21 protein-coding genes and 1 pseudogene are annotated in these 23331 nt (G+C 43.6%); 14 read left to right on the forward strand and 8 right to left on the reverse strand.

Going from position 1 to position 23331, the window contains the following annotated elements; genetic code table 11:
* The first annotated feature begins 671 nt into the window (after positions 1-671).
* From OCU87_RS17335 to OCU87_RS17360, 6 genes are all read left to right on the forward strand, one after another.
* Complete coding sequence (locus OCU87_RS17335) at positions 672-1586, forward strand: hypothetical protein (protein WP_261858921.1); 915 nt, start codon at positions 672-674, stop codon at positions 1584-1586.
* 680 nt (positions 1587-2266) lie between these two features.
* The gene (locus OCU87_RS17340) at positions 2267-2932 is read left to right on the forward strand and encodes a hypothetical protein (RefSeq protein WP_261858922.1); all 666 of its coding nucleotides are present in this window, start codon (positions 2267-2269) and stop codon (positions 2930-2932) included.
* 333 nt (positions 2933-3265) lie between these two features.
* Positions 3266-4069 carry a hypothetical protein gene (locus OCU87_RS17345; protein WP_261858923.1) on the forward strand — a complete coding sequence of 268 codons (804 nt, stop codon included), beginning with the start codon at positions 3266-3268 and terminating at the stop codon, positions 4067-4069.
* A gap of 282 nt (positions 4070-4351) precedes the next feature.
* Positions 4352-4861, forward strand: coding sequence for a hypothetical protein (locus tag OCU87_RS17350; RefSeq protein WP_261858924.1), 510 nt, complete (start codon positions 4352-4354; stop codon positions 4859-4861).
* A complete protein-coding gene (locus OCU87_RS17355; RefSeq protein WP_261858925.1) occupies positions 4861-5307 on the forward strand; it encodes a hypothetical protein in 447 nt (148 codons plus the stop codon). Before OCU87_RS17350 ends, OCU87_RS17355 begins: the two co-directional genes overlap by 1 nt.
* Before the next feature lie 216 nt (positions 5308-5523).
* A complete protein-coding gene (locus tag OCU87_RS17360; RefSeq protein ID WP_261858926.1) occupies positions 5524-5844 on the forward strand; it encodes a hypothetical protein in 321 nt (106 codons plus the stop codon).
* Here OCU87_RS17360 and OCU87_RS17365 read toward each other — a convergent pair.
* The gene (locus OCU87_RS17365) at positions 5821-5979 is read right to left on the reverse strand and encodes a hypothetical protein (RefSeq protein WP_261858927.1); all 159 of its coding nucleotides are present in this window, start codon (positions 5977-5979) and stop codon (positions 5821-5823) included. The genes OCU87_RS17360 and OCU87_RS17365 overlap by 24 nt on opposite strands.
* Positions 5980-6097: 118 nt before the next feature.
* On the opposite strand from OCU87_RS17365, the pseudogene OCU87_RS17370 reads away from it, so the two are divergent.
* Positions 6098-6324 (forward strand): annotated as a pseudogene (locus OCU87_RS17370) (IS1 family transposase); the annotation flags it as partial.
* A gap of 127 nt (positions 6325-6451) precedes the next feature.
* Here the strand turns inward: OCU87_RS17370 and OCU87_RS17375 are convergent.
* The 3 genes from OCU87_RS17375 to yqeC form a co-directional block, all read right to left on the reverse strand.
* Complete coding sequence (locus OCU87_RS17375; protein WP_261858928.1) at positions 6452-7714, reverse strand: condensation domain-containing protein; 1263 nt, start codon at positions 7712-7714, stop codon at positions 6452-6454.
* A 257-nt stretch (positions 7715-7971) separates the two neighbouring features.
* On the reverse strand, positions 7972-9570 hold the full coding sequence (gene yqeB, locus OCU87_RS17380) for a selenium-dependent molybdenum cofactor biosynthesis protein YqeB (RefSeq protein ID WP_261858929.1): 1599 nt from the start codon (positions 9568-9570) through the stop codon (positions 7972-7974).
* A gap of 44 nt (positions 9571-9614) precedes the next feature.
* The gene (gene yqeC, locus OCU87_RS17385; protein WP_261858930.1) at positions 9615-10517 is read right to left on the reverse strand and encodes a selenium cofactor biosynthesis protein YqeC; all 903 of its coding nucleotides are present in this window, start codon (positions 10515-10517) and stop codon (positions 9615-9617) included.
* Positions 10518-10556: 39 nt separating this feature from the next.
* Here yqeC and mocA point away from each other — a divergent pair, with 39 nt between their 5' ends.
* The 6 genes from mocA (at position 10557) to OCU87_RS17415 (ending at position 19614) form a co-directional block, all read left to right on the forward strand.
* A complete protein-coding gene (gene mocA / locus OCU87_RS17390; protein ID WP_261858931.1) occupies positions 10557-11147 on the forward strand; it encodes a molybdenum cofactor cytidylyltransferase in 591 nt (196 codons plus the stop codon).
* 444 nt (positions 11148-11591) lie between these two features.
* Positions 11592-14708, forward strand: coding sequence for a putative selenate reductase subunit YgfK (gene ygfK, locus OCU87_RS17395; RefSeq protein ID WP_261858932.1), 3117 nt, complete (start codon positions 11592-11594; stop codon positions 14706-14708).
* A 14-nt stretch (positions 14709-14722) separates the two neighbouring features.
* A complete protein-coding gene (gene ssnA, locus OCU87_RS17400; protein WP_261858933.1) occupies positions 14723-16051 on the forward strand; it encodes a putative aminohydrolase SsnA in 1329 nt (442 codons plus the stop codon).
* A gap of 14 nt (positions 16052-16065) precedes the next feature.
* Positions 16066-18267, forward strand: a complete 2202-nt coding sequence (locus tag OCU87_RS17405) for a xanthine dehydrogenase family protein molybdopterin-binding subunit (protein ID WP_261858934.1) — start codon at positions 16066-16068, stop codon at positions 18265-18267.
* Positions 18257-18727 carry a (2Fe-2S)-binding protein gene (locus tag OCU87_RS17410; protein ID WP_083541001.1) on the forward strand — a complete coding sequence of 157 codons (471 nt, stop codon included), beginning with the start codon at positions 18257-18259 and terminating at the stop codon, positions 18725-18727. Before OCU87_RS17405 ends, OCU87_RS17410 begins: the two co-directional genes overlap by 11 nt.
* Positions 18721-19614, forward strand: coding sequence for an FAD binding domain-containing protein (locus tag OCU87_RS17415; RefSeq protein WP_261858935.1), 894 nt, complete (start codon positions 18721-18723; stop codon positions 19612-19614). Before OCU87_RS17410 ends, OCU87_RS17415 begins: the two co-directional genes overlap by 7 nt.
* Positions 19615-19752: 138 nt before the next feature.
* Here OCU87_RS17415 and OCU87_RS17420 read toward each other — a convergent pair whose 3' ends face one another.
* Together OCU87_RS17420 and OCU87_RS17425 are read right to left on the reverse strand one after the other, a co-directional pair.
* Positions 19753-20091 (reverse strand): cytosolic protein, encoded by a 339-nt coding sequence (locus tag OCU87_RS17420; RefSeq protein WP_261858936.1) that lies wholly within the window; start codon positions 20089-20091, stop codon positions 19753-19755.
* Positions 20092-20340: 249 nt separating this feature from the next.
* A complete protein-coding gene (locus OCU87_RS17425; RefSeq protein ID WP_261858937.1) occupies positions 20341-21132 on the reverse strand; it encodes a phytanoyl-CoA dioxygenase family protein in 792 nt (263 codons plus the stop codon).
* Positions 21133-21488: 356 nt separating this feature from the next.
* On the opposite strand from OCU87_RS17425, the gene OCU87_RS17430 reads away from it, so the two are divergent.
* Entirely contained in the window at positions 21489-21983 is a 495-nt protein-coding gene (locus OCU87_RS17430) for a YcxB family protein (RefSeq protein WP_062691512.1), read from the forward strand.
* 27 nt (positions 21984-22010) lie between these two features.
* Here the strand turns inward: OCU87_RS17430 and OCU87_RS17435 are convergent, their stop codons facing one another.
* On the reverse strand, positions 22011-22637 hold the full coding sequence (locus tag OCU87_RS17435; RefSeq protein WP_261858938.1) for a CIA30 family protein: 627 nt from the start codon (positions 22635-22637) through the stop codon (positions 22011-22013).
* Positions 22634-22915: a DUF3081 domain-containing protein gene (locus OCU87_RS17440; RefSeq protein WP_261858939.1), complete on the reverse strand. Its 282-nt coding sequence runs from the start codon at positions 22913-22915 to the stop codon at positions 22634-22636. Before OCU87_RS17440 ends, OCU87_RS17435 begins: the two co-directional genes overlap by 4 nt.
* Positions 22916-23331: the final 416 nt, after the last annotated feature.

A 23331-nucleotide genomic window follows, 5' to 3' on the forward strand; every position in this document is an offset into this window, starting at 1 on the left:
ATTCTTTCCGGCCAAACTGGACTGGCTTTTTCATCTTATCTATTTGTTTCTAAATGACTTATAAAAAAGCGATGAATTTTCTGAAATTCCGGTTTCCAGTTTGAGTGGTTTTTAGGTGGTTTTCGTGAGGAAAGTGCAGTTAGCGCGGTTCAGCTCTAATGGCTAATTTGGAAATGCCCCATTATCATTTAGAGTTGAAACTCATTAGCAGACTGTTAATGCGAGCTTGTGATACATTTTCTAATCGCTTTACGAAGTATCAGACATCAAAAAAAACTGCCAGTGAAAGACCTTCAGTTATGGGGCATCGAGCGAATACTATGCTCAATTTTATGGACGCTTTTGAAGCACTAAACGTAAGCTTTTGTCCCATTAGACTTCATGCCCCATGACTTACCGCTATACTCAAAAATAAAGTACATTTTTTGAAGAAAGCTTGCTGTGTTATAAAAGATTTGTTACTTATAAAATATGAAACGAATTTATGTAAACGCAATTAACACGACCACTACCACCACGATAAATTTCGGGGGGTAGCTTTTTGCGTCTTTAAAAAAACCCTCTGAGCGAAATCGCCAGAGGGTTTTTTTATACCTGAAATTTTAATTTAATTAGTGAAAATTTAAATTTTCTGAGTTGATTAAAATAGGCAAGCTTTACTTGGAGCAGATATGAAATTAGCAAAAAATGAAAAGATAGATAACTCGGCTCCGCAGGTGCTTGGTGAAGCAAAGGCTCCTACTGGGGCGGCTGAAACAACGCCAGTCATCATTTACGGCAAGCGTCGTATCAAGGATGACATGTTAGAAGAGTTTAAGATCCAGTATCAAGCGTTTTCCAAGTCTGTCTACGAGAGCAATCCAGACGTTAAGGCTATCTTTGCATTTCCTGATAAAGAAGAACCATTGGTTTACTGGCATGTTATCTGGGTTAAGAGTGCAAATGCTTTCGCTAACGATTGGGGCCGACCAACTGAGAGTGAACCGTTATGGGCTACTTATAAAAGTACAGCAGAAGATCCTGATACACTGATTGTGTATGGTGGTTGGGACAAGGATACACTTGCTGAGACTCAGAATATTCCATGTGTGCGTTACGATTTTAAGAAAAGTATGGCTGGTTTTATTAAAGCAGATGGCGGAGGAGAAGAGGGCCCTGCATTATTTGGATTTACAATGCGCTATGTTAAACCGGGCCAGATGAAAGAGTTGGGGACTTCTTTTCAGAGCGTATGTAATTTATGGTATGAAAAAATCCCAGGGATCTTGATGGCCGCTGCATTTCCTGATGAAAAGAACCCGAATTTAGTCCATGACTTAAGACTCTTTGCAAACCATAGCGCATTTTTGGCGCATGTAGATAAATCAGATAAAGAGTTAACGGAAGCGATGGGGAGGTGGTTTGAAAACTACGACACAAGCATCCCATTCTCAGGTCAGCTTTACGCTGCCAGCACGAAAGATGATGCTTTGCATACAAGCTCGATCAAGTCTAGCTCAACGCCGCGAGCCCAGCTTGAGACGTTCCATTTTGGGAAGTCTGGCATGTTAGGCCAGATGCCAAATATGACGAGAAACGACTCGTGAACAATCGACTCTAATAATTAGCAACATCAGGCCAATGTTACGGCGCTTCATGCCTCTGCATTGGCAGGTGCGCAATGCATTAACCATAGTATTTCCTAATCTAAACTTGTCGCTCTAGAGTGATTAGTCTAAATTTTTTTTGTCCAGAACCTTCACAGTTGGCACTTCGTAACACAGAAGTGCCCCAAAGTGAGTTTAAATATCTAATGGAGCGCGTAACGGATCCTTCCTTTGATCTATATTTCCTAATGCAAGTAGATACCACACATATGTCCATCAAGTCGGTGGATATTCAATATGCAGTGACTATAGAGGTGTGTTGTGAAAAATGTAAGCGGACAAATAAAGAGTGATCATGTCCTTCATTAACTCATATCCAGCAGAGATAATGATGACATCCTAACGGTTTAAGAGAGGCCAACAAATGTCTGAATTAATATCCAGCCTGCTAACAGCATCTCCGCTCAATCTAGCATTGATTTGCCTACTAATTTTGATAGTTCGTGACTTTAAAAAGGATTAATTGAGTAGAAATATTGGTTTCATAAGAATAAGCTAGCTGAAAGAGCATCTGGCTAATCGCAATACTTGCCCTGATTATAGTAAGTATTTGATTTAAAGCAGTAATAAAGTCGAAACTTCGAGACGTGTAAGATATTATCACCTGAGTAGAAGGTTCTATGGATAAGAAAGAAAAGGAAGAGTTAATATCAATGCTCAAACAGTTAGTTAGCCCGACAAGTAATGATACTCAACCTAATTCTTGGAACCGAGTAGAAGAACTAAGAGATGAGCTATCAACTGATACTGACAAATACCCATGGAGAGAATCTGTCGAAGACTTGTGGCAAGCCGTCTCTTATGCTCAATATGATGATGAATGTGGGGTAAGTCGTAGTGACAAGATTGATGGGACTCCGTTAGATTACCTTGGTTATTGTTTAGAGCGGCCAAGATTTCCTCCAATTGAAGTACTTTCTGCTATAAATGAGGCTTTTCATATTTACATGGCGGCAGGTGGTAAATTAGAACTTGAAGATGTTTTCTTTGGGCCACGAATAAGAGGTGTAGGTAACTATTCAGCAAGGTGTCATAAGAAGAATAATTATAAACATTTTGATTTTTATGTTCGTGTTGGCGGTGATCTGAGGTTGATGGAAGACGAAGAATCTTTTAGATCACACCAAAAGAAGAGTCTAGAAGATAAAGCTGAAGAGTACCTTGCGTATGGGATGAACCCTTACGTAGCTAAACGTATAGGCGTTCAAGCTAACAATGAAAGTGGTATCGATCCAGAAAGCTACCTTCGAGGTTACAGAAGGTGGAAACGGGCAACTAAAGAGTAATTACGTCCTGAATAGCCACCGACTTGATAGATATGCCCTAGTTGGAATCATTCGCCCAAACTCAGTTTATCTGAAGTTGCCAGATTCAATATTCAATTCTAACGCGCTTTTGTCCACTTTTGAGTTAATCACTATGACTATCTCAAATCTGCCCCATTACGAGTTTCAATTTTTTTTGTGTTAACCAAAGCAAGCTTCGATCGCAAGATAAAGCAATAAAAAGCGTATATGCCTTAGTTTTTTTAAAAAACATGTTCTAACACATAGGGAAAAGATAGCTTTTGATGTATTACTCATCGCGAATTAACCATCTAATAATTATAAGGTTTATCCGTGAAATTTACACACATGAAAAAAGCAGGCATTCTGGCACTGAGTACATTGTTACTTACCGCATGTGGCGGTGACAGTGACGATAAGGTAAAAGCAGAGTCTGTTGATGATCAGAAACTGTTGAGCCTCGTACAAAAGACGAACTATTCAACGGGGTTCCCACCACTCTTTAGCGATCAGATGTGGGGAGCAACGTTTGAACAACAAGGGACTGTACGCTTTGATATCTCAGATCAAATCCCTCTGTATTATGTATCAAAAGATGGCTCGAACCCTCCCGCCGTCATTGTGAATGGTATCAAGGCGATTGAAGACCGACTCGGCGATATTTTTACCGACTTCACTCTGATTACAGAAGATCTGAGTGTGTACCGCGACAATCAAAATACACAAGAAAATGTCGGTAATGGCACTTTTTCCGCAGACACATTTAAAAATAGCCATGGAATCATCGGTGGCTTAGTCGTGGCTCAAGGCACGGGTTATTACAGTAAAGCGTTTAGCGACAACCCACAGTCAATGTGTGCCAATGCATCAACCGCTCCCTACGATGGCAGCATGGCGATACTTATCGATTCTACATCGACATACTCCAATGACACCCTTCTTTGGGTGAACATGGGTAATGGGCAGTGTAGCTGGGATAGTGACATTGTGACTCACGAAGCAGCGCATGCGCTGGGGATGTTTAATCACCTTGACGGCTACTTTGGTTCGTGGAGTGCAACAGCAATGGATGTTCTTTCCACGCTATACGGTAATCCAGCTGGTACCCCTTATTCATCGTTAGTGCCTAAACGATAATTGAATCGTCTCTAACTCTTGAAGAGTGACACCCACATTACAGAGGGTGCACCGTATAAGTGCATGATGTTTTAATCATGCACTTTTGATGGGGAATATACATATCTCCTCGTTCCTTTGCTTATCAGGTGTGGCGATATAATGCCGGGCAGCAGGTCTAGCGCGAATTATGCGTAAGAGTTGCGTAGAAAATGGCTGTTAGTTGCTTTAAAGGTGGTCTTAGATCGCAAGTATTTGAAAGCTTAATGACCTACCTACATATAAAATCGGAATGCTTCTAATTTGTTTATTTTACTGAGTGGTATTTTTTTAATTTTAAATATCATTATAGCTTTGTACTATTATGAGTGGATTGAAATGCCAAGTAGAATTGAAGCTAAGGTAACAATTGCAAAGTTATTAGAAGTTGCCTACTCAAAGAATAAAGGGATAACCACAGAGTTGATGCGGAGCAAAGATAATTTCAAAGTTACCGTAGATCAACATGGAAAGGTTTTAATGTCAGGAAGTGTTGGTGTTTTAACATTCAGTGCTGATGACGCTTTAAAAGAGTTGGGAGTTAAAGTTAAGTTTATTTCAGTTTCTTTTAGTAAAGTTGATGAAAAGAATATAAAATACAAAGCCACATTTACTTTTATGAAAGTAGCTAGCTTATCTATTTCTGGAAATTTTGATATTGAAGATATGATTTTATCATGCTCAGGTATTTTATGTAGAGCTGCCAGAGCTTTAAAAAATCGACCTGCAGTGATAGAGCATGAGCTCCAAAGGGCAATTGGAGGGATTATGTAATGCGTTTATTAATTATTCTCTTGTTTTTTTTATCATCAATGCTTTTAAATGCGAAAGGTAATGTTGAACTTTATGATTCATATGCTTTATTTAAAGAAGCAGTAAAGATGGGTGATTATGAGTTGCTCACTGATTATCTTACAGTAGAAAATACCAAGTTTTTAAAGAATAATGGAGGCGTTGGTAATTTTAATGAGGTTTATCCGTTTCTTTTATCTCTCCCATTTTCCATCGAAAAAGAAATTAATAGCTATCAACTAATCAAAGGTTATAAAGGCTGTTTGACTATTAACGGTTTAGATGAATCTGCTGAGCCAACAGCAATAAATATCGAATATAAGAAAGAAAGTTCACTGTGGAAGCTTGATTATATACATGTGGAATATCTATCATCGAATGATGAATTCTCAAAAAAGGCTACTTGTCCTCAACGATATGATTCATAGATGTTTTCCAAGGCAGCTAACAAGGCAATGCGTTACACTCGGCGGTTTTGGTTCGGAGTTCAGTGTTGCTTGCTGATTCAGTGTTGTTTGCTGGTTCAGTGGAGCACACTTTAATGCAGTCTTATGAACAAGGGGGTTTTAATGGAAATGTCAGAGCTATTTGATCTTAGGGAAAAAGTTGAAAATAGAGTAAATCAATATTGGACATAATGGTCTGTGTCAATTTTTGCTGTATGTGGTTGGATGTTTACGGAATCCGCTGAAAAACTAGACGGAGTAATGTCTATTTTTATTGCCGCAGGGCTAATAGTTTTTTTCGTTGCTAATCTTAGCGTACTAAAAACAGCAACTGAATTTGCTATGTCTGTTAAAGAAGAAATAGCATCAAGGGTTAATGAGAGTAATTTTAATTCAGATAAGTTTAATGATGTGCTGCTGAAAAGTGATATTAAATATCGTCTTCAGCTTACTGTTGCTCTTCATTTAGGCGTTGATTCAGTTTTGATAATAGCCTTAGTTATGGTGGGTTTTTCTTAAGTCTTGTTGGCCACGACATGCAATTGCGCGTGCTTTATCCGATACCGTCGTGTAATCCGTTTCAGGACCTCGATGGTCAATACCACCAATCTTAAAGCCCTCACGAACGGTCAGGCCTTGCCCTTTGCTAGCCAAGGTTTCCTATACTTGAGATAATCTATTGATCTCTAATTTAGCAAAGTCACTAAAACGTTTATGTCCAAACGTGGGTTACGATAGCTGTAAAAAAGGCGTGATCACCAATGCATTAAATAAGCGACAACGTCTGCTGTCGAAGTTTATCATTCCTTTTTATTGTACAGATGACTACCGCGTTTATTCAGCGAACTTACCTAGAGAGATGCACATCATCGGTAAACGCAAAGGATTGAACGAACCAATCTCACCCTAAGAGCTCGCTTGAAACGACTGGTTCGGAAAACTGTCGGCTTCTCCAGATTAGAAGAAAGGCACGATAGGGTCATCGGCACCTTTATCTAACAAGAGTTTTACTATTGATCTACAAGGTTGGAGCCATGACCCAATAAAGAGCTTAGGGCGCTTTTCGTGTAGCCTAATCACTATTTCATCGCACTCTTATTCTTTTTATTAAGCACAGTCACGGCGCTTAACTAAGATATTTTGCCACCTGACTTTTAAAGCTCTCTAAATCCTGCTTATTAAAAATAGAAGGCGAAACTGCAATCCCTACACTTACTTTATGGCTATATGGAACCAAAGTGACTATCAGGCCATAATGCCCTTGCAATGGGAAATTGAAACCGCCCGCTCTAATTGTCGTCGAGCCCGAAAATTCAAGACGCTCATCCTGATTGCGGTTGTAATGGCCAAAATTCGAGATATAGAGATTAGATTTAGAGCTGATCAACCTGAATCCATTCATCAGTTGCTCTGGGGTTGCATTGGCAAAGCTTGTTGCAAACCCTGCGTAAGATACCAATGCTCTTAGAGGGTTCATTTTAAAGTTGTTGATTTGCTGCTGAAATGCCGGCGCAATATGTTCTATTTCGTCTTGCTCAAGCTTGACCGGAATCGCGCTTACAAAGTTCCCGAACAACTTGTCTTCATTTTGACGTACATTTGTGGTGATCGACATAGAGACACTGCCTTGCAATGTGTCCGCCTTCAATTCCATAACCGCCTTGGCAATAGCCGAAGAGATCAGCGTATTAAGAGTCATGCCTTCTGGTCTTTTAACTGTTGCGGTATCAATATCAAAGAAGTCAAAAATAACGGCATTATTGGTATCTTCTCGATAAAAAAGATCAACCTGGTTAGCCTCAGACAAAAAGCACGCTGATAGTGAACGTTGCTGCTCTATCGCTTTATTAAAAGCGGCGTTATCACTAACCTGTTGCTGTATAAACTGCTCATCAGACAGGCTCAGCGTTGTATCAGATAAATCTACATCTGCGTTGTTGTATTCCGCTGCTAATTGCTCTCTAAATAGGTAACCGGATGGTGCATCACAAAATATATGGTTGATAAGAAGGCACAGAACGGACTCATCGCTGTCACGCTTGTCGAACTTTATCGCAATAAAGGGGGCAAAGTTCGCCTGCGATACTAGCTGCTCAAAATTGTTGTTCAAAGCAACCTGAAGAGCGGTCACCGGGCACAGATCAGTCTCTTCCAGTAAAAAGTTGTTTTGATAGTCAAATGGTTGATACAAATATTGATTGTCTTGATAGACCAGTTTGGTTTGAAGTTTTGGGATGGCTTCATAAACTTTTTCAAAGGCACTTTTCAAACGTTGGTTGTCTAGGTGGCCATCTAACTGCCAAAACTGAACAAAATATTGTGGATTATTATATTTAGCGATTTCAAATTTAACTTTATCGAGAAAGTTAACGGGTAAAACTGTCTTCATATCTTTAATTACAACATTATTAGTTATTTACCTACCTTAACTTTAACAATAAGGACTAACAATATTAAACAGGTCTAACTTGTCGGTCCTTCTTCGTTTTCATTGTTCTAAACTCTGGCAAATCCTCCCATTTTAACTCGGGTCGACGTGACTTAGAATACAGCCTGACTTGATGAATACAAGTCAGGCTGTATGCGACTCTAGTTATTGTGAGAATGCCTAGCTAAAGGTCAAGGTAAAGAGAGCTAGGTGATTGATTAGCTTACTCTCTTGTGCTCAAGGTGTAACATGGCTTCTAATACACTACCTGCAATTGCGCGTGCTTTATCCGATACCGTCGTGTAATCCGCTTCAGGACCTCGAGGGTCAATATCACCAATCTTAAAGCCCTCTCGAACGGTCAGGCCATCGTTTAATAACCCGCGTACCATTCCGCTTAGTGGCGCGATAACAGGGCTGTCACCGATATGGGCAATGACATCACCTTCTTCAACCAGATCGCCGAGTTTAACGTGGTTATGCATGACACCTGCACATGGCGCTCGAAGTACGCGTTGGTGGGTATAGCCAGCAATATTGCCGGGAATGCCAGTATTTGGCTGGGTTGAACCGTGGTAAATCACTCGGCCTAAATGATGGCCTCGGTTGGTTTCAATAACGGCATCACAATCTTTACCTGCGGTAAAACCCGGGCCTAAGGCTATGGTAATTGGCGCCATGTCTTTTTGAGTACCGAGATTGTGCTTAGCAAGGATAGCATCGACTAAGAATGTGGGTTTCAGCGTCTCAGCCGAGCTGCAATCTTCATCAATCACGACCGGAATTTGGTTGCGGTCAATGATATCGAACACTTCGTCTTTGTTGTTGGCTTTGCAGGCTGTGATCCCTTCTACTTCTATTGGTTTGCCATATAAGCATTGCCCAAACGATACGCCGCAGCGAATCATGGTTGGTTTGGCTATATCTGTCATTACGACTTTATAACCTGCATTGAACAAGCGAACAGCTACACCGGTTGATATGTCTCCGGCGCCGCGTAGTAATACCAATTTATTGCGGTTAAGGCGGGTGTCGTCTTTCATTTGGCCGCCAACTGACTCATGTTTCACTTTAAGGATTTCCGCCATAATGCTGATGGCGATCTCCTCTGGTGTTTCTGCTCCGATATTGAAACCGATAGGGGAGTGGATATTTTTGATCCGATTTTCATCGACACCACTCTGACGCAGGTGAGTAAAAAGTGTCTGTACTTTTCGACGACTCGCCATAAGACCGGTATAGCGGGTTTCACAATCCACGACTTTGGATATGGCATCTTGATCTTGATGATTCGTCGCGATGACGACATAGCTGTCTTTGTTGATATCGAGTTGTTCAATGGCCTGTTCCATTGTATCGCCCAGTAGACGTTTGGTGCCGATTGGGAAATGCGCTTCGAGCAGACTATCAGCATAGGCATCGGCGACCGAAATATCGAAGCCAAGCACGTGGGCTGCTTGGGCGACGGCACGGTTGACATGCCCTGCACCAATAAGAATCAAACTGGGGCGTAAGCCGTAAACATCGATAAACACTGTCATCGCACCACCGCAATCCATATCCATGGCATCTGGGCCATTGCGGGTCATACGGCCTTTAACAACGCGGGGCTTTCTTTCCTGTAGAGCTTCCAAGGCTTGATCGATCACATATCGCTCAATCATCCCACCGCCAACAGTGCCTGTGATGGTGCCATCAGCTTTGATGATCATCTGGCCTGAATGGCGCGGTGCAGAGCCGCGAGTTTCTATTATATTGGCAAGTGCAAATGGAACGTTCTCTTGTTCTAACTGGGCTGCCTTGGCAAATATATTCATTATTTATGACCTCTGTACTGGCGAAGTCAGGTAGCTGCTATGATTCAGTGGCATGACTCAGTGGCATTAGCTACTTGTTCCTTCAAAATTACTTTTTTGATTGGTGTTTCCGCTTGCATTTCCGTTAGCCAAACTGCGTTGAGTTGTGGGCAGTTTGCCAACACTTCTTCTGCTATGTTGCTCACTGTTTGAGCATCATTGGCCAAGTCTATTTTGTTTATCAACCAGATCTTTTTTGCTGTTTTTGGGGTTGATTTAAAGAGCCCTTGCGGATGAGATATCAACGATTGCAATACTTGAACATCAATCACATCACCTGGTTGGCACTTGGTCATCGCTGAAAAAGCTGGCCAACGGTGGATGTGACAGGGATCTGCCTTGCGGTTGATGGCTTCTGCGCCAGTGACACCAATCACCATATTTGAATAACTAGGGATGCAAGGTTCATTCCCATTAGGCGCTTTTATTGGTAGTGCTCGCGAACCATCGCCTTCAATAATAAAAACAGTGAAGGGACCATCGTTTTCGATCATTTTTATCTCTTTTTCAGATAACCCTAATACTTTAGCTTTGGGTGTTTTTAAATGATCCGTTATCAATGATTTGTAGATAAAAGTGATTGTAGGATCACAAATACAAAACGAGTTTTGTGCTGAAGAATTATGGCTGTTATTTATCCCATCGTCTTTTTTGCAATTTATAGCATCAAGAGGAATAATATAATCAGCTTGATCTTGAGTAGGTAAATACATTTTGGTTGTCGTGGTTACACAGACCGAACAGCCCCATTGCTTGAACTTTTCCGCTAACCAAAATGCAGCCGATGTTTTTCCACCACCGCCGACTAGAGTAATAAATAAAGGGGTGTCTTTAGATGTTAAAGTGTATTTATATAACTCAGGCAAGATGAATTCATCTGGATTGCTTTCAATTAATCGTGTCTTCATCTGATAAACCATAAATGTTATTTAATGAGTGTCTTTATTATGGATAAATATTTAAGTCCCAAGCGTTTAGACTGTGTTATACCTGCGGCAGGTTTATCATCAAGAATGGGAAGTTGGAAACTCATGCTACCTTATCAGCAGCATACAATCCTTGATGCAAGTATCGAAAATACGCTCTCATTTTGTAGCAGAGTGATTTTGGTTGTGGGTCATAGGTGGTTAGAACTTGTTGAAAAGTATAAGGATAATGAAAGAGTGCTATTGGTGCGTAATGAGAGTTACAAAGATGGCATGTTTAGCTCTATCCAGCAGGGACTCAAGCATGTAGAGAGTGATTACTTTTTTATTACCCATGGTGATATGCCTTGCATTCCCTCATATATATTCCACGATTTATGGTTTGCACGAGGTGGATGTACTGTGTTTCCTGGCAGTGCAATACGACCGGGCCATCCTGTGCTGATCCCTCATAGCTTGAAAAACACAGTGATTAATGCCGATATAAAGTCATCGATGAAAGAAATTCTTTTCCGTGATCAAGTTAAATATTTAGACATGTCTTGCGAAGAAATACATTTAGATGTTGATACTCCACAAGCTTATAAATATTTGTGTGAAATGTCACATTAGCACTATCAATTTGATAGTTTATTCTGGTGTTATTATTAATGTGATAGATATAGCATGTTTATATCACATTTTGTTTTTCTCATTATCTTATTTGTTTTTTCCTTGCGAGGTAATACCTATCAGTATGATTAATATCAAACTGATAGTTCTTTTATTAATATGATAGCCTTTTAATTTAATTAATAATCATCCTCATTTACGGGGTGTGTTTATTGATGGTTTCTTGTTGTAGATAAATTTGTTTCTTTTCCTTTAGTTATCAAAAACGCTGAATTTTCGACTTCGCTCACGAAATTAATTAATAAATTACTAGGTTTTAATAATGTTAAAAAGTTTGGCTTAGTAGTTGCTCTTTAGCTATTAACGTATTTATACGCTTTTGCCCTACACATTGTGTAAATAAACGTGCCTAGAAGAAAAAGAATAACATCAAGGAGATCTATCATGGGAGACATCATGCGTCCCGTTCCGTTCGGTGAGCTACTTAACCGAATGTTTAGTGAATATAAGCAAAGTAAATCTATCTTTGGTATTCCAGAAAAACAGTTCTACCGCAAAGCGAGCAACACTTCGTTGTCGGTATGGGGAGAGTACTGTGAAACCCCTGTTGGCCCAGCAGCTGGACCACATACTCAACTTGCCCAGAATATCATTACATCATGGTTGGCGGGTGGCCGTTTCATGGAGCTGAAAACCGTCCAGAAGCTCGACCAACTTGAGCTAGCAAAGCCATGTATCGATGCGGAAGATGAGTGTTTCAATACCGAATGGTCGACCGAATTTACCCTTATTAAAGCGTATGATGAGTATCTGAAGGCATGGATTGCCTTGCACTTACTGCAAGAAGTCTTTGCGCCGCGAACAGACGGTGAGAATAAGTCATTTATCTTCAATATGAGTGTGGGTTATGACTTGTCTGGGATCCAGACTCCACCAATGCAGAAATATATCCACGATATGCTCGATGCGAGTGAGCACCCCAATTTTGCCAGCTATACCAACGAGCTGAAAGCCTTCATCCAAGATCCCGAGTTTATTCGTGAGTATCAGCTAGAAGAAAAACGCGATCATTTGAATGCCATGATCGATGCGATTCCTGCCCAGTTAACCCGTGGTGTCACCCTTTCTACTATGCACGGTTGTCCTCCTCATGAAATTGAAGCGATTTGTCGCTATATGATTGAAGAAAAGGGGATCAATACATTCGTTAAGCTGAATCCGACGTTATTGGGTTTTGAGCGTGTCCGTGGGATCCTCGACAATGCTGGCTTTGATTATGTCGCACTGAGCGAAGAGTCTTTCAGCCACGATCTACAAATCGAAGCGGCTAAAGAGATGCTGCACCGTTTGGTTGACCTAGGCAAAGAGAAAGGCATCGGCTTTGGTGTCAAGCTCACCAACACCCTAGGTACTCTAAATAAAAAAGGGCGCCTGCCTGATAAAGAAATGTACATGTCTGGCCGTGCCTTGTTCCCGCTGTCTATCAATGTGGCGTTAGAACTGTCCCGCGAATTCAACGGCACACTGCCAATCTCATACTCTGGTGGTGCCAGCAAATTCAATATCCGCGAGATCTTCGAAGCGGGGATCCGTCCTATCACTATGGCGACTGATTTGCTTAAACCTGGTGGTTACCTTCGTTTGGCCGATTGTGCCAAAGAGCTAGAAGGCAGCGACGAGTGGGGCATGGGCAAGGTCGACTTGGTTAAGCTAGAGGCATTAGCGGCAAAATCATTAGATGCTGATTATGTCCAAAAACAATGGCGTGGTCCTGAAGAAATCAGTGTCAAGAAAGCCGTGCCGCTGACTGACTGTTATGTCGCACCTTGTGTGACTGCGTGTCCTATCAGCCAAGATATTCCTGAATATATCCGTTTGATGGGCGAGCATAAGTACACCGAAGCGCTCGAAGTCATCTATGCCCGTAATGCATTGCCTTCTATCACCGGCCATATCTGTGATCACCAGTGTCAGTACAACTGTACCCGTCGTGATTACGAAGGTGCGCTGAATATCCGTGAGATGAAGAAAATCGCCTTGTCCAAAGGCTGGGATGAGTACAAGTCTAAATGGCATGAGCCAAGCCTAGATACGGCCAAACACCCAGTAGCGGTGATCGGTGCCGGTCCTGCAGGACTTTCTGCTGCTTACTTCATGGCGCGTGCGGGTCACCCTGTCACCGTGTTTGAGAGAGAAAAAAATGCTGGTGGGGTGGTGAAAAATATTATCCCTCAGTTCCGTATTCCTGCTGAAGCGATAGAACACGATATCCAGTTCGTGAAAGATCACGGGGTGAATATTGAGTACGGCTGCAACCCAGAGCTGACAGTCGATGCACTTAAACAAAGTGGTTTCAAATATGTCTGCTTGGGTATAGGTGCTGATAAGGGCAACCCAATTGCATTGGCTGGTGGTAACACCAATATCTTCAAGTCGCTGGAATTCCTACGCAGCTTCAATGATGGCGAGCTGCAACAGTTAGGTAAACATGTGGCCGTTGTGGGTGCAGGTAACACCGCAATGGACAGTGCCCGTGCTGCATTGAAAGTACCGGGTGTTGAGAAGGTGACGATTCTTTATCGCCGTACTATCGCGGAAATGCCTGCCTACAAAGAAGAATATGAAGAAGCCGTGGAAGATGGCGTGCAGTTCATGTTCTTGACCAATCCAGAGCAGTTTGAGGCCAATGGTAAGTTGACCGCACGTGTAATGGAATTGGGTGAGCCGGATGAAAAAGGACGTCGCCGCCCTGTTGCCACAGACATGACGATTGAGCTTCAGGTGGATGCCTTGATCACTGCGGTGGGTGAGCAGTCGAACTGCGAAGTGCTTTCTCGCATGGGGATCCCGATGGGAACAGACGGCTGGCCAGTTGTCGACAAAGAGAGTTGTGAAACAGAGGTTGAAAATGTGTTCTTGATGGGTGATGCCCATACAGGCCCATCGTCAATCGTGTCGGCAATCTCAGGTGGCCGTAAAGCGGCAACCGCTATTCTGGCCCGTGAAGCACAGGCCGATGAACAACTTGAAGCTAAATCTGATGTTCAGGTAGAAGCGGTATACGCGCGTAAAGGTGATATCCAGGTTAAGTTAATTGCAGCAAATCAGCTGGAAGAAGCGGACCGTGAGGAGTTCATCGATCAAGAAGCAAAACGCTGTTTGGAATGTTCGTACATTTGTAGCAAGTGTGTCGATGTCTGCCCGAACCGTGCCAATATTTCGCTGCCAATTCCAGGCTTCCGTGACCAGTTCCAGACATTACACCTAGATGCGTACTGTAATGAATGTGGTAACTGTGCTCAGTTCTGCCCATGGGATAGCAAGCCGTACAAAGACAAGTTCACGCTATTCAACTTGCGTGAAGACTTTGCCAACAGCACCAATGCCGGATTCTTCGTTGATGGTGAGGAAGTGTTGGTTCGCAGTCACAGTGAGATTTATTCCTTCCGTATTAATGAGCAGGGCAACGTGGACATGCCAGAATCGCTAGCTGATGAAGCGACGATTATTAACTATGTCATGGCTAACCACAGCTACCTGCTTGGCAAAGTAGACGTTTAGTGAGGAGTCAGGGAATGTTAGTACTCAGAAACGCAACAGCGGTGCAGTTTGAGCCTGCACTGATCAAAGAAGGCGTCGATATTGTTATTGATGGCGATAAAATCAAGGAAGTTGGAGCCAATTTGGCTGCTAACTACCCTGATGCCGTCATCAAGGATATGGCCGGAAAACTGGTTATGCCGGGCATTGTCTGCTCTCACAATCACTTCTATTCGGGATTGGCGCGCGGGATCATGGCAGATATCAAGCCAAGCCCTGACTTCATTTCGATACTGAAGAACCTGTGGTGGCGAATGGACCGAGCGTTGGATGAAGAAGCGGTGTACTACAGCGGCTTGATTTGTTCACTCGAAGCCATCAAGTGCGGTTGTTCGTCGGTGATTGATCATCATGCATCGCCAAACTATATCGCAGGCTCTCTGAGCACCTTGCGTCAAGGGTTCATGAAGGCGGGCTTGCGGGGCATGACTTGCTTTGAAACCACTGACCGTAACCACGGCATGAAAGAAATGGTGGCAGGCGTTGAAGAAAATATCGCGTTTGCCCAGTTGATTGACAGTGCGAAGGAGAAGGGTGAAGAACCTTACTTGGTCGAAGCCCATATCGGTGCACATGCGCCGTTTACTGTCACCAACGACGGCCTGTCTATGATGGCTGAAGCGGTACAGGCTACGGGTCGTGGGATCCATGTTCATGTGGCAGAAGATCGTTATGACGTGACCCATAGCCACCACCACTATAGCCAAGACATTGTTGAGCGTTTAGATAGCTTCGGCTTGATCAACGAGAAGACGTTACTGGCGCACGGTTTGTTCTTATCCGATAAGGATATTGCCATTCTGAACGGTAAAAACGCTTTCTTGGTCCACAACGCCCGTTCGAATATGAACAACAGTGTGGGTTACAACGACAAACTGACGCGCTTCCAGCATGTCGCACTGGGTACTGATGGTATCGGGGCTGATATGTTTGAAGAGTTGAAGTTCGCCTTCTTCAAACATCGTGATGCGGGTGGTCCGTTATGGCCTGACAGTTTCTTGCGTCATCTATGGAACGGTAATGAAATTTTGGCCCGTAACTTCGGCGCGAAATTCGGTCGCCTAGATGCAGGCAATAAAGCGGACTTAACCATCCTTGATTACACCAGCCCGACGCCATTGGTTGCGGATAACCTCGCGGGTCATGTTGCCTTTGGCTTCAATGCGGGCAATGTGAATAGCGTGGTGGTTGAAGGTCGCTTTGTTTATGAAGATCGAGCGTTCCCGTTCGATGTGGCGCCGATATACGCAGAGGCTCGCAAGGTCGCTAAGCGTTTATGGCAAACCATGGATCAGTTGGATTAATGTGAGATCCCGTTATGGATACGGTAAATACGCGCTTTAAGTGGGAGGAAGCCACAGGAGCTGCGAAATATATTGCCGATCGCCATTACGAGGGGCTATTAGAAGGGCGGTTTTATCGCTCTTCTTGCCCTCGTGGGCTGATTAAATCGGTAACACTTCCATCCTTGCCTGACGGCTACCATATTTTTGGTGCAGATGATGTTCCCGGACAGAATGTGCTGCCAATTGTCGAAATCGACTGGCCAGCTTTTGCTGAGAAAGAAGTGCGGTTTGTCGGTCAGGTGATCTACTTAGTCGTCGGGCCTGATCCCGATGTCGTTGATTCACTTCTCAATGAAATCCATGTCGATTATGAGGCGTTGACACCTGCCTATACCATAGAGCAATCCAAGGCACTGAAAGACGGTGCCATTCACGCTGATAACAATGTTCTTGATAGCCATACGCTGACGAAAGGGGATATTCAATCTGGCTTCGCTAATGCGGTCACCATTATTGAAGAGACCTGCTCTACGAGTTATCAGGAGCATATCTACCTAGAAACGCAAGGGGCGGTTTGCTATCTAAAAGAGGGCAAAGTGGTACTCGAAGGCTCGATGCAGTGCCCTTGGTATGTGCACCATACCATGGCGGTTGTACTGGGCCATGACAATGTTAGGGCGATCCAATGTCCAACCGGTGGCGGATTTGGCGGTAAGGAAGACTTTCCTGATGTGCTTGCAGCGCCATTAGCCGTTGCTGTCGAAAAGTTGCAACAACCAATCAGGCTTATCTTTGAACGCGGGGAAGATATTGCCACCACCTCTAAGCGTCATCCTGTCACTTTCCATTATAAAACCGGTGTTGATGCTAATGGCAAGATTGTTGCCATGGATATCAAGTTCGATGTTAATGCCGGCGCCTACCTGAGTTTATCGGGCATCGTATTGCAACGAACCATCACAACGGCAACCAATGTGTACGACATTCCCAATGTCCGTGTTGAAGGCCATGCTTGGGCAACGAATACCGTGCCGACGGGTGCCTTCCGTGGGTTTGGTTCTCCACAAAACTGCTTCTGTATGGAAACCCACATTCACCACGTCGCCAAAAAAATTGATGCTGATCCTGTCACTTTCAAACAACAGCATATGCTGACATCTCAATCCCAATCACTAACTGGCGCTGAAATATTCGGTGAGTTAGTACTTGATGAGATGCTGAAAAAAGTGCTCGATATGTCGGATTATCAGCGCAAATCCGCCGAATTTAGCCAAATGGAAGAAACACACCCTGATCGCCTTAAAGGCAAAAGCAAAGGTATAGGGTTAGCGATATTCCAGCACGGCTGTGGTTTTGCCGGTGATTTGGAGGACACGCTAGTCAGGGCCAAAGTCAAATTGGTTAAAGAGCCTGACGGCACGGTGCAAATCCTCGCGTCTAATACAGATATTGGCCAAGGGTTAAGCCTGACTTTCCGTAAGATCGTGGCAGATACTCTCGATAAACATATAGATCTTGTTCAGGTTGCAGTGCCCGATACAGGAATAGTCCCCGATTCAGGCCCGACAGTTGCTTCACGTTCGATTTTGATCGTCGGCTATATCCTCGAAAAAGCAGCGAAAAAACTTAAAAAAACCTGGTTAGAAGGAGAGCGACAAGAGATAGAAGAGGTTTACTGTAAGCCTGACTATCACCAGTGGAATCAAGATACTTACCAAGGTAATGCCTACCAAGCAACCAGCTACGGCGCCAACGTGGTCGAAGTTGAGGTCGATATGGCAACAGGTGAAGCTGAAATTACTGGCGCCTGGGCGGTATATGACATTGGTAAGGCCATCGACGGTACGATTTTTAGAGGCCAGATTGAAGGCGGTTTGGTGCAGGCACTGGGTTATGGGAGTTGTGAGAAACTAGAGCTCACCCAAGATGGCGTTTTTGCTCAACGCTCAATGGCCGATTATGTTATCCCGACAGCGCTTGATGTTCCAGCTATTGGCAGTGCACTTGTTGATAACCCGTACCCATATGGGCCAAATGGTGCAAAAGGTGGTGGTGAGCTGACGCATAATGGCGGTGCTGCTGCATTTTCTGCTGCGGTTGAGAATGCCATTGGTGTACCACTCTCATCAATACCGGTTACGCCAGAAAAAGTGTGTGAGGCACTTGCTGATGGAAAGAGCACTCAAATTAAGACGATAAGTGCTGGCAATGGAGATCCTATCAATGAAGATTGAATTCTACCTTAATAGCGATCTTGTCGCTGTAGACGTTGAACCAATGCAGTCGCTGCTTCATACCTTACGCGGCACTATGGGGCAAACTGCAACCAAAGAAGGTTGTGGTGAGGGTGAGTGTGGCGCATGTTCTGTGCTGTTCAATGGACGATTGGTCAATGCTTGCATGATGCCTGTCAGTCAAGTTGAGGGCGGTGATGTCATGACGCTGGAGGGGTTACGGCAGACCGAAAAAGGCCTGTGCGTGATCAATGCCTTGCTCGAGGCAAAAGGGGTGCAGTGCGGGTTCTGTACCCCAGGGATGGTCTTAGCGCTTTATGCCTTGCTTGAGGTTGATCCTAATCCTTCTGAACATACTATTCGTACTGCTATTTCAGGCAATCTTTGTCGCTGTACGGGCTATGGGATGATTGTTGAAGCCGCCAAGATTGCCGCGCAAAAAGGAGAGGGCTTATGGTAAACGTCTATCGGCCTGAAACGCTGGCACAGGCATTGGATACCTTGTCGACAGGCAAGATGACAGTGTTCTCTGGGGGCACTGATCTTATGGTTCAGCATGGCGTTAGGGCAGGGATGTCACCTCGATTTGAGGACGATATATTGTTTGTCGATAGCATCGATGAATTACAATACATTTTGACGACAGATCACGAAGATGAGAACAATCAAGAGCAAGCTTTATATATTGGCTCTGGTGTTGTTCTGGCCGATATTGAGCGCAATCCCTTGGTGCCTTCGATTCTTCGTCAAAGCGTCGCAAAAATTGCGGCTCCCGCCTTACGTAACCGTGCCACATTAGCCGGGAATATTTGCAATGCTTCGCCAGCTGCGGATTCATTGCCTGCTTTGTATGCGCTAGATGCTCACGTTGTTTTGTCATCCATTCATGGACAAAGGGAGATGCCACTGAAAGATTTCATCTCAGCGCCAAGGGTTACCGCGCTAAGGGAAGATGAAATGCTCACTCATATCATTATTCCACACCATGATTTGCCAGAAGTGTTTTACCACAAAGTGGGGACAAGAGCGGCTAATGCGCTAAGCAAGTTATCAGTGGCTGGCTTGGCTCGTATCAAGCGTTTTCCAAAGAAAGCGCCGGTGATAGAGGATTGGCGTGTTGCATTCGGTGCGGTTGGACCCACAGTGGTGCGTAGCCGCGAATTGGAGTCTTTGGTTATTGGTCGGTCATTGGAAACATTGGCTAAACCGAAATTTATTGGTCAGGTTGTTGATTGTTATCGCGAAATCATTCGCCCCATAGACGATCAACGATCGACAGCGACCTATCGCCAGCAGGCCTCGCTGAATCTACTCACCCGTTGGTTAGAAACACTGTCACGAAGTTAATTTTACTCTATCTCGTGTTTTCCTTTGTTACTTTAGTTGGGGCCGTTGGCCCCTTTTTTTTGCTGTTTAGTTAACTCAGTTTTGCCCCATTCCTTGCTAGGGATGCCAATTCTCCGATTTCAACTTACTGAATAACTTTCAGTCCATTCGGGTAATAAAGGTTTGCTCGTCATCCACAAAAGCCACAAAGCCGCCGTGATAGATAAACACCCGACCACGCCCCTCAACTAGGCAGGCAAGCTGTGGGTTCAAATCTTCTTCGTTACCTTGGCTTTGAAAAGTGCCGGTATCGGTGATTACGCCGCTGAGTGTAGGCAAATATCCATAAGTGCGCTTTGCTTGATCAATCAGGTTCAATTCGCTGGCGGTAGAGAAGCAAGAGGGGATCGCTCTGGCTTCTTCAATAAATAGAGTTTTCAGTTCTTCAAAAGCGGTAATAACCAGCCAGTCGATGCCGTTAACATGATGGATAAACATTTTTATAAATACCTAGTTTCTCGGTAATTCTGAAACGGAGATTCTATCACTATCAGGGGGAGAACGTAGTAGAGATTTAGTTGTTAAAGGCGGTAATTCTGTGCCATTTCTAGACGTTTACTAGGTCAACTTGAAACACGTTTTTGTCCAAGGTAGCGTTATAGCCAAAGGGCGATACATAAAATTTGTATCGCATTTTTGGTAGCGTAATTTATTGAATTTTTTAATCCGAGTAATCGGAATATCGATTTATGAAGAATACTGCATCGACTTTAGGTGTAGCGTGTTCATAAATAATCTTGGGTCAGCAAGATTATTGAGCATTGATTGAGTGGGTAAGCAATCATCATCGACGTAGTCGACATAATCAGCCGCCGAATCAAAAATCAAAATATCCAGCGCCAAACGATCTAATCCGTATAGACCGCGGTGGATCATATCTGCTGAAAACACCAATAAGTCGCCCGCCGCTAACGCAATCTGCTTACCGCCAGAGATGCTATCATTGCTCACTTTGCCATTCACTTCTTGACGAACATTGTACTCTTCTTCATTGTCCCATCGCTTGTGCGTTCCGGGGATGAGCTCCATACCTGGCTCATCAAATAAGGGTATGCGAAGGTGCAACACTTGCGTTTCTAGTATGACTTTCATTTGGTCTTCAATGTCATAGTCATATTGACAGTCTCGATGCCAGAAGTCTTTTTGCTGCGGACTCACGGGGTTGAAGAACAGTTGCGTATTCATGAACGCAGGGTTTTCCGGTATCACCGCATCGACCACTTCCATGATTTTTTGGGAGCTGATGAAGTCAAAAAGTATGGCTCTATCGTCACTGGGCAAGTATTCGCTTCCCGTAATTAAAGACGAGTTAAACGCTTCTTCTTGATAGAATTCTTCGTTGTCTGCTTTCCATAATTCATGGAATTTCAATACCACTTTTCTAAGCGATGCAATTTGAGTTTCATCGAAATAATTTCTGAGAACAAAGTAACCATGCTCGTCGTAACTGTTACTTAATTGTTGGCTGTTTTCTAACACTGACTACCTTCACACTCTTTGTGCCGTTGACTGAGTACCGTTGACTGACCACGGCGTTCTTTCGCGCATGATGCCAGACTGGCGTCATTCAACCAAGTAACTAATTAGGGGACAACTAGCGATAGCCTCGTTAAGAAAGGCAACCATTAATCCGTTTCATGGGCTTGTAGTTTCAGAGTCCAAATACCGATTGGGATAGCTAACTGGCTATGCTGAGAGTAGACCCTGTCGGTATTATTGATTTACAAAATAGGACCAAAACAGCTAAAGAAAAGCACCGAGAAGCTATACAATACTCGTGTTGCGAGGTCGCAGCATGGGATACTCATTCATAGAAAACCTCAAAGTAGCCACATATGTCTAAAGATTTTGATTTCACCATAGAATACACCCTCGACAAGTCCTTTTATACCGAGTGTTATGATCAAACTAGCCGTCCGGCTGAATTTCCAAAAGCCTATTTAAAGGGAATACTTTTTCTTATTTTTGGGGTGGTTTTAGTTAAATTTGAGTTACTACCCAGCGGCTACGTTGGTTGGTTCTTTATTGTTCTGAGTATTATTGAGGCGCTGAGTGTTTACTTTAAGAGAACCTGGTGGTTATGGCGACAAACATTCAGCATGAGCTTTGGCAGCAAAGTGGTCTTTCATGTTGACGCTAACGGTGTGAATTATAAAAGCGGTAAAAACACCCGTAACATCGCTTGGAGTGACATCGACCAACTTCAACAAAGCGATTTAGGTTTTATCCTTCATATGGGTAAACAGCGCCAATACGTCAGTAAATCTTGCTTAAATGATGAAGTGATCGCGTTCATGGTAGAGCAGCACGCAGTATCAAAAAAGAACTAACGTCATCACTGGCTATATAGCAATGCCTTAGGGGTGATTATATTCACTTGCTTCCTGCGAGTTTTTAAATTGAATCTGGATTAGATTCAGCGCAAAGGGGCCAGGCTGCTTATCGGCAATGAGTAACCCAACTTGTTTAGTATCTTGGGCTGTAAGCTCAGGTGCGTCGCTGAGAAGTCGCCCTCTAAATACCGCTTGAAACTTGTTTAGGTCAAAGACCTTCTCCTGCCGTTGTCCTTTGATGGTAGTAAACTCGTGCTTGTAAGTGATTCTATTACCGCTCTTCCATGTTGCGAGCCTCAGTTGATAGCGGCGGCCATCACCGATAAACCTCACTGCTACTCGATCAACCTCGAAGGGCAGGGGGCCAATCGCTCGATTGATCGAACTGAAGCCACCATTCTTGTCTAGTGATATCTCCCCCCAAAAACGACTCGATTGACCATCAAAAGTGAGTTGTCCTTGCGAAATGCCCCCCATCACGTTGTCGTTAGTTGCTTCCCACTGCTGGTGTTCGTTAGCTTGTGTTAAGTCGATCATAATGGTTCCTGATGAAATAACCGTGTTGGATAATGCGCTGGAGGCACTGAGCAAAAAACAGAGTGTCGTTATTAATTTAACAGTGGAGAGGAAGTGAGTGTTCACATTGCTCATGTCGATACCCGTTTACAGTCAGGCGCGTTGTCGGTAAGTGACAAACATTGTTCGATGAAGTCGGAGTAGTTTGACGCCTTGTCGTATTCGACTTTCAGTGAGCCATGGAACATTAAGGTCACAGTGACGTCTTTGTAGCGTAACCAACAGGTGTAACCGTCATAATCGTGCCACGCATCTATCTCACCCCATTGATATTTGTGCTCCAGTTTGTCGCCATTTGAGCGAATGCAATCGAATACTCTGAGAAACTCTCTTATGGTGAGTCTGTTATCCATGTGTCACTCCTGCTGCTAAGGGGCGAACGATACCCGTTTTTTCTGTGTTTGCAGTGGTTAACTACGGGTTAGCGCCTCGCATGGATCACTGAGAGTGACAGCACTATCACCGCCATTCATATCATATTGATAGTCCCTGATATTATTTTGATATCACTATGCTCCGTAGTGATAACCGTTATTATTTAGGTGTTTAGGTCGAGAACATTCAACAAATAAAAAGGAATATTTGTCCCGATGGTGATGCCAATTTGGGCTAAATTTCTGACTCCGCTCACGAATATTTTCCTTAGAAGATCAGTTTTAGCAGCTTGGCGTGTTTGTTGCCTTTTAAGTATTTAAGACATTAATAACGTTCCGTAGAGCCATTAGGTTGAACGCATGGTGCAGGAATAACAATGATAATGCGAAAAGGC

This window comes from Photobacterium sanguinicancri, assembly GCF_024346675.1.
Taxonomy (GTDB): domain Bacteria; phylum Pseudomonadota; class Gammaproteobacteria; order Enterobacterales; family Vibrionaceae; genus Photobacterium; species Photobacterium sanguinicancri.